The following is a 13,862-nucleotide window of genomic DNA, read 5'->3' as shown; positions in this document are numbered from 1 at the left end:
CTGCTGGGGAAAAAGGCTGGCCAGCCAGTCAGCTCTACACCCCTCGGAAAGAAGCGCTATCATAGAAGTCCGTCGAATAAACTCCCTTCGTAAAACCTCGCGAGGCAGATCGGATGGATTGGGTAGAAAAGGTGCTGGAAAAGATCCGGGAATGGGTGGAACGTGTGATCGACACCCTGCTGGGGAACCCCCAGCCTCAACCTGCTCCCATTCCGGTAGAAGATGGATCCCATCGTCGTCGTTAATCCGACTGCCATTGCCCCCGGCGGCGAGCCTCTCAGCCTCTTGGTACTGCATGGCCCCAACCTCAACCTGCTGGGGGTGCGAGAGGTGGGCATCTACGGCTCAGTATCCCTAGAGCAGATCGATCAGGCTCTGCATCGGCAGGCAGAAATGCTAGGGGCGAAGCTGGAGATTCTCCAGTCCAACCACGAGGGGGTGCTCATCGATGCCATTCACCGCGCCCGCCAGCAGCATGTCGGCATTCTGATCAACCCTGGGGCCTATACCCACACCAGCATTGCTCTCCGAGATGCCATTGCAGCCGTAGGATTGCCCACTGTGGAAGTCCACCTGAGCAACATCCATCGCCGCGAGCCCTTCCGCCAGCACTCTTACATTGCTGCCGTAGCGGTTGGGCAAATCAGCGGCTTCGGAGCACAAAGCTACCTGTTGGGACTACAGGCTCTGGTGCAACACCTGCGCCTGCAATCTGTGTAGGTGCCCTCAGCTCTCCAGGAACTCCTGCACGGCTGTGCGAATAAAAGCTTCATCCTCGGGGTTTTGATGAGGATTACCGGCCCGGTGCCCCCAAATGGAGGGGATGATCTTGTAAACCGCGTTCGGGATCCATTCTGCCTCAGCCCGACAATCTTCTGGGGTGAAATACAAATCCGTCTGGGCGGGCATCACCAATGTTTGGGCCTGAATTGCCCTCAAAGCAGCCCGATAATCTCCCCGGTGAATGGGGTTGTCGCTGATATCGCAGCGGATCCAAGTTTCGATCATCGATAGCAAATTCTGCGGATCCCGGCGGCGGTAATTGGCCTCCCAGCCTCGCTCTAGATAATCTTCGAGAGAGGCATACCCCAAGGATTCATAGCATTTTTGGTTGAAAAAAGGTTGGGAAACAGCCCAACTGGCGTAGATGTGGGCAAAAGCTCGCAGACCCCGCTCTGGGACACCCGTAAATCGACGACCGTTCCAGGCGGGATCGGCAGTTAGGGCTGAGCGCAAACTCTCCAGAAAAACCCGATTGTGAACTGTGGTCTTGGCGGTGCCACAGAGGGCTACGATCCGTTCCACCCGCTCAGGAAACAGGGATCCCCAGTGATAGGCTTGCTGAGCCCCCATCGACCAGCCGTAGATCAGGCGGATGCGTTCGATCCCAAAGTGTTGGCGAATCAGGCTCTCCTGCAGGCGCACATTGTCCCAGTGGCTAAACCAGAAGCCGTCTTCCCGCAAGCCACAGGCTGGATCGTTGCTGGGGGAAGTGGAAAGGCCATTGCCCAGCATATTGGGAATGAGGATAAACCACCGCTCCGGGTTGAGGATGCCGTCGGGACGGATCAGCCACTCCAGGTCAGGATGCTGAGCCCCATAGGAGGTGGGGTAGAGGATCAGGTTGTCTTTTTGGGGGGAAAGAGTCCCGTAGGTGGCATAGGCGAGCGTGATTTGGGGCAGTTGGATCCCGCACTGTAGCTGAAAATCGTTCAGGCTCCACGTGTAGTGAGTCATGCCTGAAATTGTTCAATCACCTGACGATGAACCCGCACATACCCCTGCCCTAGATGAGCCAGATGGGGCTTGAGGTATTGATGGGCATCGGCCAAAGCATGAAATGGAATGGAGGGGTAAAGGTGATGCTCAGCATGGTAAGGCATATTCCACATCAAAAAGCGAATTGGCCAAAGGGTAAGGGTGGTACGGGTATTGGAGAAGGGATCCTCGGTTTGGCTACAGCCTGTGTGCTCTGCCAGCAAAATGAAGCGCAAGATCGGCTGCCCTACCGCCAAAGGCAACAGCCACAGCCACACTATCCAGGGATCCCCCAGCAGAAGGGAGAGCAAGCTCCCAAGGCCGTAGACCCCTAGCTGCAACCGCACCGAACGAATGACCTCTTGGCGGGCCGATTCAGGAATGTAGGGATAGCCTTGCAACTGGCCGCTGGCTATGCGGATGTAGGTCTTCACCTTGCCGATCCACCAAGTCAAGCCGCTCAGCTCGAGCAAATACTCCGGCCAGCTCTGGGGCTTGGGATCCTCCAGCTCCGGATCCTTGCCCGGAATCTGGGTATAGCGGTGGTGCCATTTGTGGTATCGGCGATAAAAAGTGCTGTTGTAAAATGAGAGCAAGCCCGCCACCCAGGCTACCCCGTCATTCAGTTTTGGGCTGGCAAAAGCGGTGCGGTGTACACATTCGTGCAAAGCAGCAAACATCGTCGCCAAACTGGCCCCGTAAACCACCAGCGCCGGCAGGGCAATCCAGCCATTGACACCTTTCTGGGTCACCCACAGGCTGCCACTCACCGCCATCACCGCCAAATGTCCCAAAAGCTGCCGGAGCCCGGCTGAATTGGAGCGGACATTCAGTTGTCTGAGGCGCTCGCTCGGGATCAACCGTTGCGGATCCGGCAAAATCGGTGTCGTCTCGACAGCCATGGCCTGTTCTTGTGAGCTACGAGAATGGATAGAAGTTATCCAATATCAAACCGAGGCCAGACCTTTCCGCCTGTGTCCAAGACAACAAAACCCTGGACCAAACTCCTAACCATGACTGCGGGGATCCGGCTGACTGGGGAGGGCGCGCCTGCCCCGCTCCAGCTCAGACACCGGCCCGATGTTGGTCAACTGCAGGGGCTGTCCAGTTGCCAGAGCCAACACATTGGCTCGCAGAATCGACGGCGGCTGTTCGCCAATCGCCGATCCCAGCACTTCTCCCTGCCGATCCAAAAACAGAAAATGAGGGATGCCGTTCACCCGGTAGCGGCTCAGCTCCGGCAGCCACTTGGGATTATCCACATTGAGCATGACAAAGTTGACTTGATCGGCAAATTCCTGTTTCAGGCTGGCCAGGAGGGGTGCCATGGCACGACAGGTGCTGCACCAATCGGCATAAAACTCCACCAAAGAAGGTTTGCCATTGGCCTGAGCTTGCTCCCAAGGTATGGCCTCTTGGGCTAGAGCCTCTAAGTTGCTGCCCGCCTGACGCCCTTGGTTAGCCAAAAACAGTCCTGCTGCCAAGAGCACAGCTACTGCGGCAATCAACCCGTTGCGCAACCGTTTTGCCCAGTCTTTCTTCATCCTTCCTCACCTTGCTAGGCGCTGGATCTGACCTCAGCCCTCGCCTTCACTGTTTTAGCATCCCACCCTGTCCCACCGGTTCCGGCCAGAACCGGGTCTATGCCATCCCACGATCTTGGGCCGGGATCCCGGCTGGAGAAGAGGGCCAGGTGAGCGATAATGGGGGCGGCGTTTGCACCGATGGCTCAGCGATGCGCATCTCCTTGAAGTGGCTGCGAGAACTGGTGGATTTCCAACTTTCACCCGAAGAACTGGGAGAGGCCCTCACCCTGGCGGGGTTTGAAGTGGAAGAGATTGAAGATCGCCGCACCTGGGCAGAGGGGGTGGTTTTGGGCAAGATCCTGGCTGCCGAGCCTCATCCCAACGCCGACAAGCTGCAGGTTTGCCAGGTGGATTTGGGATCCGATCGGCCTGCCACCATTGTCTGTGGAGCCGCCAACGCCCGCCCTGGGATCCTGGTAGCAGTGGCCACGCCCGGCACCCATTTGCCCGCCCTCTCCCTCACCATTGCCAAAGCCGACAAGCGGGGGGTGATCTCGGAGGGCATGATCTGCTCTCTGGCAGAGCTGGGGCTGGAGAAATCTTCCGAAGGGATCCACGAATTCCCGCCCGACTTGGATCTGGAGGTTCATCCGCTTGGCTCTGATGTGCGCCCCCTTCTAGGCTTGGACGATGTGGTGCTGGATCTCACTTCCACCGCCAACCGGGCCGATGCCCTGAGCATGGTGGGGATCGCCCGCGAAGTGGCTGCCCTCACCCGCAACCCGCTGCGCCTGCCCCCCGTCAAGCCTCTTCAGGCCAAGCCCATCCCCAACTTTCAGTTGCGCATTGCCGACGCCAAAGCCTGCCCCGCCTACAGTGGCGTGTTGATCGAAGGGGTGAAAGTCGGCCCTTCCCCCGACTGGCTAAAACACCGACTGGCCGCCGCCGGCATGCGCTCCATCAACAACGTAGTGGATATTACCAATCTGATCCTGCTGGAATGGGGCCAGCCTTTGCACGCCTTCGACTGGGATCGCCTGCTCCAGGTCATGGGCAAGAAAAAACCCACCATCGAGGTGCGCTTGGCCCAGCCGGGAGAAACCTTAAAGACCTTGGACGGCCAAACCCGCACCTTGCAAGCCGACAGTCATCTCATTGTGGCCGGCAGCCAACCGGTAGCTCTGGCCGGGGTCATGGGAGGGGAAGAAACCGAGGTCGGCTCGACCACCACTCGCATTTTCTTGGAAGCAGCCCTATTCGATCCAGCGGTGACGCGGCGCTCGGCCCGGTCTCAAGGTCTGCGCACCGAGGCTTCCACCCGCTATGAGCGAGGGGTTAACTTTGCCACCCTCGATCAGGCCCGGGATCGGGCGGTGCAGTTGATCCTGGAACTGGCAGGGGGAGCAGTGGCCGGCCTCACCACCTTTGACCAGCGGCCCCCCCTGGAACGCACCCTGAAATTGCGGCTGTCGCGGCTGATCGATGTGTTGGGGGACGAGGTGCAGGCGGCGGATGTGGAGGAGATCCTATCTGCCTTGGGCTTTCAGCTCTCCCGTTGCGAAGGGGCCAATTCCCAGAGTGCCCTCTCCCCCGCTACCGAGACGGCAACCGTGGCCAGCTGCGTTTGGCAGGTCGTCGTTCCCCCCTATCGCCTGCGGGACATTGAGCGGGAGATCGACCTCATCGAGGAGTTTGCCCGTCTCTACGGCTATGACCGCTTCTCAGAAACCCTACCCACCGAGCCGCAGGTGGGATCCCTTTCGGCGCGGGAAACGTTCACCCGCCAGATCCGAGAAGTGCTGCGCGGCATTGGCCTGACAGAGGTATATCACATCTCCCTCTGCCCGGCGGAGGAGGATGGATCTTTGGTGAGGATTGCCAATCCACTTTCGCCTGAATATTCAGCCGTGCGCAATGCGCTACTTCCCGGCCTGGTGGAGGCCTTCCGCTTCAACTGGGATCAAGGCAACGGCCCGCTCCAAGCCTTTGAAATCGGTCGTGTTTTTGCCCATGCCCTTCCCCCCAACCCCCACCCTTACCGGGAAGCTGAGCATATCGGCGGTATCTTGGGCGGGGATCCCAATCCCCACGATTGGCAGCACCGCAACCGACCCATGGACTGGTTCGAGGCCAAGGGGCTGCTGGTCTCCGCTCTGGAGCGGCTGGGATTTGGCCCGGAGTTTCGTCTGGATCCCCCTGAAGAGCAATCGTCCCTGCTTCACCCCGGTCGCCAGGCCAGTTTGTGGATTGAGGGATCCCGCATCGGTTTGTTCGGGCAACTGCACCCCCGCCTCTGTCAGGAAAAGGGGCTGCCAGATCAGGTCTATGGGTTTGAGCTGCAGTTGGATCCCTTGCTGGAAAGCCTGGAGAGACGGGGCATTGTGCAATTTGTCCCCTTTTCGCCCTTTCCTGCTGCCGATCGGGATATCGCCTTCTTTGCGCCACTCGACCTTGCCGTTGGTGAGATCGAGAAGGTTATCCGTCGAGCGGGCGGAGAACTTCTCCAATCGGTGCAGCTTTTCGACGAGTACCGGGGCCAAGGAGTACCTGCAGGGCAGCGCAGCCTTGCCTTCCGCCTAGTGTACCGCGCTCCCGATCGCACCCTCACGGATGCGGAGGTAGAAGCTCTGCAAAACCAGGTGAGGGCGCAGTTGGCAACACAATTTCCGGTGACCTTGCGCAGCTAGCCGACCCCTCTGTAGCTACTATAACATCCTCCCGGCGCTCGTCCTGCGGACAGGGCGCGGGCCACTCTTCCTGTCAGCGGGACGGAGTCCTTACCTCGCAGTTGGGCATTCCTGCCCCACGCCACTTGCCTGGGTCTACAACCCCCGACAAAACAACTGGACAGGCGGTTCTCCTTCCCCAGCCTCCCTGGCTACTGCCAGCTCGCAAAACAACCTCTAATCCACCCAGCACAGTTCCCAAGGCTGAGGCTGAGTCCCGATGCACCCGGTACCGGCATTCAGGGCACTGAGGCCCCCCGACAGCCCAGCTGTTGCTAACCGTCCCTCAGCACTTGCAACCGACTCGACGCACTCCTTGGGCAACATCCCCCTTGCCCAGCCCTTGGCCTTGAGGTCTTCCACAAAGAAAAGATAAAGATAAAGAGGGTCTGCCCTCGGTCCTAACGCCAATGGGCCCTCTGGAAATGGAACTCTTGGCAACCATTGGCAATGCCCTGCTGCATCCTGGCAACCTGCAGTGGTGCTCTCTTCCAGTGGCAAGACCCCTGCTGTTTTCTCGCCCCCCTGGGTTGCAGCCTTCTCAGCTGGCCTTGCAGGGCTTTGAAACCCTTGGGCCGTTCCCGGCAGACGCTGTCTGGCAAGGGGTTCTGCTGACGGTAATCAGAAGGGAAGGGTGCATCGGCAGGCAGGATGGACTCCTGCAGCAAGGAACCCCTGTCCAGTGGCCAAGAGCAAGATTCTACCCACTCCTTAGATTTCCGGCAAAGTGTAGTTGTATACGCGCCGGCCAATCTCCAGCCACGTCAACAGCGAGGACTCTGTCCCGCTAACGCGAGCGGCTTGCTGGGAGGCATCTGGATCAATCCGGTGCTTGTAGGGTACGCCAGCACAGGTACGTTTTACTACAGATTTTGCTCAGGGGTATGGCGGGGATCCATGTATCCCGGTGCTCACCCTGCGGGCAGGGCGCGGGACTGATTGCCCCCGCACCCCGTTAGCTACACCGCTGGGAAGCCCCGCCCTCTATTAAGGGGCTAGTGACTAGTGACTAGTGGCTAGCCACTATCCAGGGTGAGAGTCGGGATGAAAGGCGGGGACATGATGTTTTGTCCTTGACTGGTGCCATAAACATAAAAAGTAGCGGGGTTTTATACACTGCCGCTATAAACATCAAGTACAGGGTGGTGGGGCATCCCGTCCTTTTCGCGCTAGCAGCGCGGAGCGCTAACCGGAGTCACTGTTCGCGTCAGCGGGACGGAGTCCTTGAAGCCCGCACTCTCTCGCTTTAGCGGCGCGGAGCGCTTTGCATCAGCATGAGTGCGGGAGTATGTCACTTAAACCAGAAGCAGATCTCAGCTTTTGCCCAGCTTCAGCATCTGATCCACCACCCCTAGGGTTTCTTCGTAGAGGTAGTCGGGGCCAAGCCGCTGCAACTCGGCAGCCAGCAGGGTGTCGAGGGAATCCTGCTCCAGGGGAGCCACCTGGCGAACCACACATCTCTGAGCACCCCCCATGGCTTCCATGCGCATACACCCTGTGGTTTCGGAGCACAGCACGGTACAGGCGTCGGCTTCTTGGTTGCTGGAGGTGAGGCGCAGCCCGATGAGATCCCCCGGCCGGCTGATTTCCGAGGCCAAGGGCACAGCCGCCAGTTCTGCCATCACCTCGCCGCCCCTTTGGGTTTGCAAGCGGATGCGGTCGATCTGGTAATCGTGCTCCTGAGCCTGAACCCGCTCTGTGGGAGTCCACCCCAGGCGACCGGCCAGCCAGCCCAGGAAAAGGAACGCCTGGCAGGGATTGCCGGCTTTGTAGTCGAGGTTCACGCGATCTACGAGGTAGAGGGACTCTCGCCGGTCGGGAGGGTCAAAGGCTTGGGCGGTGAGTTCCTGCCAAGGCAGCAGCCGCCGCCAGTTGAGATCCCCACAGTGGCGCCCCTCACCCACCAAGAGGTGGATTTCCTGCAGATCTTCTTCTGGATTGACAAAGCCCCGTGAATCGACGATGACCCGGTTGCTCAGAGCCACCAATTTTTGAAACAGCAAGCTGTTCAAATCCAGATCCCCTTGCCACCACAAAAAGGTGGGCAAGTTGGGGATCAGCAGCGAGGCGACCGTGCTGCAGGCCCGCACAAAGGCCGATTCGGGCGCTTTCAGGGTGATGTATTCGCAACAGACCAACGAGCTGCGCTGCTCACGGGTCACCGGACAGTAGGCGGCCACCTGGGCCTCGATGGCGTCGTCTGCAGATCCCTCCCGTTTGGCTCGCAGGTCAATGACGCGACAGGGGTTTTGGGTGGCGATGGCCTCGACGGTGGGGGAAGGCAGCAACAGCGCATCGTCCAGAGATTCGTACACCACCAGGGTAAAGGTGGCAGCGCGGGCGGCAACGCTCTCTCCTTTGGAAGACCAGATCTTGTTCAGCTCCCGCTCAATATCTTCGATGGAGACATCTTTCGGAGTCTGTAAGGGTAGGACGGCAGCAGATTGATCCATAGTCTCCTCCTGGAGTGGACTCTTGCTCGATTCTAGGCAGGGGGGTCGGCTGGCCGGGAAGGGCTTAAGGCGAGGTACAGATTGACCAACTCAAGCCTGCTCTCCGCACTTGCTCCAGGAAACTCGAGGCTCAAGCAGGCCGAGGCTGGATGTTCAGCTCCAAGGGGCGGGCGGGATCCCCTGTCAACAGGACTCCGCGGCCATTGGCGTGTAGGTGCCGCACAATCCAGTACAGGGTTTCTATGCGCTCCGGGCAGCCCAGTTGCTTCGCCAGTTGGGGCAAAGTCAGGGATCCCTGGTGCTCCTGCACCGTCTCTAGCAATCGCCGTTGCAGCTCCAAGACAGCGCTGGCGGCTTTCTTGCCTGCTTCCACCCCCGGTTGATGGTAAGCGTTGATCTGGATTAGGGAGGCGTAGAGGCCCACGGCTCGCTCGTAGAGGGCAATCAAGGCCCCCACCGAGCGGGCATCCACCCGTGGCAGCGTTACGGTAATGGAGTCGCGACCGTTTTCGTAGAGGGCCTGGCGGGTACCCTGCAGCAGGCCGCTCAGGTAGTCACCACTGGTCACCTGCGGCTCCACGAAGGGGGAAGGGATCCCAGGCTCCCGATCCTGAAGCACCTCGATGAAGGTGACAAAGAAGTTGTTCAAGCCATCCCGCAACTGCTGGACGTAGGCATGTTGGTCGGTGGTGCCCTTGTTGCCGTAAACGGCGATGCCCTGCTCCACACGGTTGCCGTTTAGATCATGGGATTTGCCCAGGGATTCCATCACCAACTGTTGTAAGTAACGGCTAAACAGCAGCAGGCGATCCTTGTAGGGCAAAACCACCATGTCCTTGCGCCCTTGCCCTTGACCGACGATGTACCAGGCCATGGCCAGCAGAGCGGCGGGATTGCGCTCCAGGTGGGGCAGGCGGGTGGCCTCATCCATGGTGGCTGCCCCGGCCAGCAAAGCCCGGATATCAATGCCCTGCAACGCTGCCGGCAACAGGCCCACCGGGGACGTTTCGGAGGTGCGCCCCCCCACCCAGTCGAAGATGGGGAAGACCTCCAACCACCCCTCCTGCCGCGCCTGCTGCTCCAATTGGCTGCCGGGGCCGGTGATGGCCACCGCATGGGCAGAAAAAGGGATCCCGGCTTTTTGGTAGGCCAGCTTCACCTCCACCAAGCCATTGCGGGGCTCTGGGGTGCCGCCGGATTTGGAGGTGGTGATCACCAGGGTTTGCCCCAGTTGGTCTGCCAGCCGCCCCAGCACCCGGTCAAACCCGTCGGGATCCGTGTTGTCGATGAAGTGGATGTTCAGGGGGGGGTGCAGCGGAGCCAGGGCCTCCGCCACAAATTGCGGCCCCAGAGCTGAGCCGCCAATGCCGATGCAGAGCAGCTCGGTGAACCGTCCCCCCCCGCTGGCCGGGATGGTTCCGCGATGGATCTTTTCGGCAAAGGTTTCCACTCGCTCAATGGAATCCTGAATGGCCTGCCGGATTTCAGGGGTGGGAGCCAGCTCGGGCGCCCGCAGCCAATAGTGGCCCACCTGGCGGCCTTCGTCGGGGTTGGCAATGGCTCCTGCCTCCAAAGCCTGCATATCGGCAAAAGCCTGGGCAAAGCGAGGCCGTAGCGCTTCCACCTGAGGGGGAGTGAAACGGATGCGGCTGATATCGACGAAAATCTCCAGGCCGGGATGGTAGTAAAGCCAATCGCAGTAGCGCTGCCAGAGTTGGAGGCTGTCCATGGGATCCCTTTTGCCGAAATCCCTAACCAGCTTACCAAACTCTTTCTTACTCCCAGCCGAGGGTCGTGCGCTCCAGCCAGGACTGATCCAAACTGATGAGTGCCTCTTTGACCCCCACACCGGTCTCAGGGTGACGCCAGTCGGGAGCGATCTCCCCCAAGGGAGCTAAGACAAAAGCACGTTCCATCATGCGGGGGTGGGGCAACGTCAGCTCAGGGCTGTTCAGGATGCGGCTGCCCATGGCCAGCAGATCCAAATCCAGGGTTCTGGCCTCCCAGCGGATGCGCCGCACCCGTCCTGCCTCCTGCTCGATGGCCAGCAGCGCCCTTAGTAACTCCAGGGGAGACTGGTAAGGGGGGAAGGGATCCAAGGCCACCACTGCATTGAGGTAATCAGGCTGTCCGGGTGGCCCCCCTTGGGCTGGGCTGCGGTAGAGACTGGAACGGGCCGCCACCTCTCCCAGCTGGGGCAGCTTCTGCACAGCCAGGCGCAACTGCTGCAGCGGATCCCCCAAGTTGCTTCCCAGGGCAATGTAGGCCAGGTCGGGATTCATACAGATCGGCGACGGTCGATCTCTACGTAAACATCATCGAACAGCCCCGGCAGGGGAGCTTGGGGCTTGTGAACCCGCACGGTCAGGGCCTCCAGCTGGGGATAGCTCTGCCACAGCCGCTCTGCAATCTGGTCTGCCAAGGTCTCGACCAAGCGGCGGCGCTGGCCGGTCACCTCCTGCCGCACCCTCTCGTACACCTGGGCGTAGTCCACCGTGCGCGAGAGGTCATCTTGGATCTCGGCTAGGGAAAGCCGCATCTCCACGTCCACCACAAAATGCCCACCCAAAACCGCTTCCTCCGGGCAGTGGCCGTGATAAGCATGAAAGACGAGGCCCTGGAGCACCAGCCTACCCTGCATCATGGTGCAGAGCTTCCCAAGTGGCGAGGGCGGAGACATGAGCCGGCACGTTGTGAACCCGTACCAGGGCAGCCCCCCGGCTGGCTGCAAACAGGTGCACGGCCACGCTGGCGCTGTCTCGCTCGCTGGGCACGGCAATGCCGGAAAGCTTACCCACAAAACTTTTGCGGGAGGCCCCCACCAAGACCGGGTAGCCGTAGGCCACCAGCCGCGGTAGGGCTTTAAGCAGGACTACATTCTGCTCGGCAGTTTTGGCAAAGCCCAAGCCCGGATCCAAAACAACGCTGGGCACGCCCGCTGCCAGGGCCCGCTCTGCCTGTTCCCTGAGAAAACCGAAAACCTCCCCCTCCAGGTCAGCATAGTCGGTCTGCTGCTGCATGGTGCGCGGTTCTCCCCGCATGTGCATGATCACCGCCGGCACCCCCTTTTCGGCACAGACCTGTATCATTTGGGGATCCCGCAGCCCGCCGACATCGTTGATGATGTGCGCCCCGGCAGCCAAAGCCGCAGCCGCCACCTCCGTTCTGCGCGTATCGACGCTGATGGGGATCCCGGATCCTTCCAGGGCCCGGATCACGGGCAAGACTCGGTCGCATTCCACCTCCACTGATACCGGCTCCGCTCCCGGACGGGTGGACTCGCCGCCAATATCCACGATCAAGGCCCCTGCCGCTGCCATGGCTTTGGCTGCCTGCACAGCCGCTTCTGCAGATCCCCACTGGCCGCCATCGCTGAAGCTGTCGGGGGTAACGTTTAGCACCCCCATCACCCCAACGCCCCGCCAAGAAAGACGGTAGCCCTCTGGCGTCTGTTCTGCCCCAGGCAGAGGACGTCGGGAGATCAAGCTGGTAACACCCATAACCGCTGCAGGCTGCCGTGTTGCAAAAGCAGGGGGAAAAGTCTCCCACTGCCTAGGATGGTATTGCCGTCAATCCCAAGGCTGGCGCAAGCCCAACAGGATTCTACAAAATTTTTTACAACGTCCTTACAGAGCCACGATTGGTGAAAGGCTGCCCCTGCCGGCTCAAGCGCAAGGAATGGCCCCCGCCGACAGAGGAAGCTCTCCCGCTCTGGCTAGAACATGATGTCGTCTTCCGAACGACCCCAAATACACCAAATGATAGAGGCAAAGATCGCCATGTAAACCCAGGCCATCGGGCCGTATTGCAGCAGATCCATCAATACATCCCTAAAACATTTGTTTATCTAGTCCAATTATTGTGATGTTTCGTTACAGCGTCAACCGTTTTCTTAGGAAAAGGCCCCCTCTCAGACCCAGCCGGAGCTGCGCTGGGATCCCTTGTCCAGGGCGGGTTAAGTCTTTTTGCCTAAAGACAGGGAGCAAGTCTTCAGTTTCTGAGAAAACCCAGCTTGCCTGAGAGATGCAGGAGGATAGGGAACTAGACATTGAAGCGGAAGTGCATCACGTCCCCTTCCTGGACGACGTAGTCTTTGCCTTCGCTGCGCAGCAGGCCCTTTTCTTTGGCGGCATTCAGGGATCCCGCCGCCACCAGATCGGCATAGGCCACCGTCTCGGCCCGGATGAAGCCCCGCTCAAAATCGGAGTGGATCACCCCGGCTGCCTGAGGGGCTGTGGCGCCGACTGGAATCGTCCAAGCGCGGGTTTCTTTGGGGCCAGAGGTAAAGTAGGTGCGCAAGCCCAACAGCTCGTAGGTGGCTCGGATGAGAGATTTCAGCCCGCCCTCTTTTACCCCTAACGAATCCAGATAGGCCTGTCGCTCGTCGGGGGGCAGCTCCACCAGTTCCGCCTCCACCTGGGCTGAGACCACCACCACACCTGCCCCTTCCGCCTCGGCAAATTGCCGCACCTGCTCCACCCAGGCATTGCCGCTGGCCAGATCCGTTTCCGCCACATTGGCGGCGTAGATGACTTTTTTGCGGGTGAGCAGCCCCAACCCTTTGATCAACTGCTCTTCTTCTGGGCTGAGGGGTACCAGGCGAGCCGGCTTGCCCTCGTCCAAGGCAGCCTGTAATTGTTCCAGAGCCTGCAACTCCAGTTGGGCGGTTTTGTCGGACTTTGCCTGCTTGCGCACCCGCTCTATGCGCCGCTCGATCTGGGCCAAATCCGCCAAGGCTAGCTCCAAGTTGATCACCCCGATATCCCGCAAGGGATCCACCGAACCCGCCACATGCACAATGTTCTCGTCTTGGAAGCAGCGCACCACGTGCACCACGGCGTCCACCTGGCGAATGTGGGAGAGAAACTGGTTGCCCAGACCCTCCCCCTTGCTGGCTCCAGCCACCAGCCCGGCAATATCCACAAACTCGATTTGGCTGGGGATGATCTCGGCAGAACCGCTGATCTTGGCCAGCACCTGCAAGCGCTCGTCGGGCACCGCCACCCGCCCCACATTCGGCTCAATGGTGCAGAAGGGAAAGTTGGCCGCCTCGGCTTTGGCATTTTCACAGAGGGCGTTGAACAAAGTGGATTTGCCTACGTTGGGCAGGCCGACAATTCCAGCTCTTAACATCCAGATCTTGGGGAAAAAGCCAAAAACCAGGGTAACGGGATCCCTTGCCCAGCGGAAAGATCCCTACTCTGACGTTAGCATTTGCCGCCCCTTTCCCAACCGGTGGATCCGCTCCCAAGCGCTCCGCGCCGCCAACGCCACCACCCTCGGCTCCTCTCCCAAGAGAACTGTATTTTTTGTCAGCTGCACAGTGTTGGGCAGCTGAGGTCTTTTGACATCCTCCCCGGCCTGAAGGCCGGAGATTCCTACCACGCTGCGCATGGATG

The 13,862-nt window shown here is 59.9% G+C and carries 13 protein-coding genes; 3 read left to right on the top strand and 10 right to left on the bottom strand.

Annotated features, from left to right (window positions below):
- The first annotated feature begins 113 nt into the window (after nt 1-113).
- Nucleotides 114-245, top strand: a complete 132-nt coding sequence (locus NW829_RS00525) for a hypothetical protein (RefSeq protein WP_011434447.1) — start codon at nt 114-116, stop codon at nt 243-245.
- Entirely contained in the window at nt 223-720 is a 498-nt protein-coding gene (gene aroQ / locus NW829_RS00520; RefSeq protein WP_049749607.1) for a type II 3-dehydroquinate dehydratase, read from the top strand. The genes NW829_RS00525 and aroQ overlap by 23 nt, the downstream gene beginning before the upstream one ends.
- Before the next feature lie 6 nt (nt 721-726).
- Here the strand turns inward: aroQ and NW829_RS00515 are convergent, their stop codons facing one another.
- The 3 genes from NW829_RS00515 to NW829_RS00505 all read right to left on the bottom strand — a co-directional run bounded on the left by NW829_RS00515 (nt 727) and on the right by NW829_RS00505 (nt 3,302).
- Nucleotides 727-1,737, bottom strand: coding sequence for an alpha/beta fold hydrolase (locus NW829_RS00515; RefSeq protein ID WP_414412617.1), 1,011 nt, complete (start codon nt 1,735-1,737; stop codon nt 727-729).
- Nucleotides 1,734-2,660 (bottom strand): fatty acid desaturase family protein, encoded by a 927-nt coding sequence (locus NW829_RS00510; RefSeq protein WP_414399867.1) that lies wholly within the window; start codon nt 2,658-2,660, stop codon nt 1,734-1,736. The genes NW829_RS00515 and NW829_RS00510 overlap by 4 nt, the downstream gene beginning before the upstream one ends.
- A gap of 105 nt (nt 2,661-2,765) precedes the next feature.
- Nucleotides 2,766-3,302: a thioredoxin family protein gene (locus tag NW829_RS00505; RefSeq protein WP_414375330.1), complete on the bottom strand. Its 537-nt coding sequence runs from the start codon at nt 3,300-3,302 to the stop codon at nt 2,766-2,768.
- Between the two features lie 191 nt (nt 3,303-3,493).
- Between NW829_RS00505 and pheT the strand changes: the two genes are divergently transcribed.
- A complete protein-coding gene (gene pheT, locus NW829_RS00500) occupies nt 3,494-5,971 on the top strand; it encodes a phenylalanine--tRNA ligase subunit beta (protein WP_414412618.1) in 2,478 nt (825 codons plus the stop codon).
- Between the two features lie 1,352 nt (nt 5,972-7,323).
- Here pheT and NW829_RS00495 read toward each other — a convergent pair.
- From NW829_RS00495 to NW829_RS00465, 7 genes are all read right to left on the bottom strand, one after another.
- Nucleotides 7,324-8,463, bottom strand: coding sequence for a glucose-6-phosphate dehydrogenase assembly protein OpcA (locus NW829_RS00495; protein ID WP_414416202.1), 1,140 nt, complete (start codon nt 8,461-8,463; stop codon nt 7,324-7,326).
- Nucleotides 8,464-8,593: 130 nt separating this feature from the next.
- Nucleotides 8,594-10,192 carry a glucose-6-phosphate isomerase gene (locus NW829_RS00490; protein WP_414416201.1) on the bottom strand — a complete coding sequence of 533 codons (1,599 nt, stop codon included), beginning with the start codon at nt 10,190-10,192 and terminating at the stop codon, nt 8,594-8,596.
- 46 nt (nt 10,193-10,238) lie between these two features.
- Complete coding sequence (gene folK, locus NW829_RS00485; protein WP_414414067.1) at nt 10,239-10,745, bottom strand: 2-amino-4-hydroxy-6-hydroxymethyldihydropteridine diphosphokinase; 507 nt, start codon at nt 10,743-10,745, stop codon at nt 10,239-10,241.
- Nucleotides 10,742-11,107: a dihydroneopterin aldolase gene (gene folB / locus NW829_RS00480; RefSeq protein WP_414416200.1), complete on the bottom strand. Its 366-nt coding sequence runs from the start codon at nt 11,105-11,107 to the stop codon at nt 10,742-10,744. The genes folK and folB overlap by 4 nt, the downstream gene beginning before the upstream one ends.
- Nucleotides 11,094-11,963 carry a dihydropteroate synthase gene (folP, locus tag NW829_RS00475; RefSeq protein WP_414388310.1) on the bottom strand — a complete coding sequence of 290 codons (870 nt, stop codon included), beginning with the start codon at nt 11,961-11,963 and terminating at the stop codon, nt 11,094-11,096. The genes folB and folP overlap by 14 nt, the downstream gene beginning before the upstream one ends.
- A gap of 541 nt (nt 11,964-12,504) precedes the next feature.
- The gene (ychF, locus tag NW829_RS00470; protein ID WP_011434459.1) at nt 12,505-13,596 is read right to left on the bottom strand and encodes a redox-regulated ATPase YchF; all 1,092 of its coding nucleotides are present in this window, start codon (nt 13,594-13,596) and stop codon (nt 12,505-12,507) included.
- 63 nt (nt 13,597-13,659) lie between these two features.
- On the bottom strand, nt 13,660-13,862 hold a 203-nt coding region (locus NW829_RS00465), incomplete at its 5' end, for a hypothetical protein (protein ID WP_414416199.1).

The organism is Synechococcus sp. R55.8, assembly GCF_047461895.1.
Lineage (GTDB): Bacteria > Cyanobacteriota > Cyanobacteriia > Thermostichales > Thermostichaceae > Thermostichus.
The sequence above is the reverse complement of the archived record's forward strand: the minus strand, read 5'-3'. Positions and strand labels throughout refer to the sequence as shown.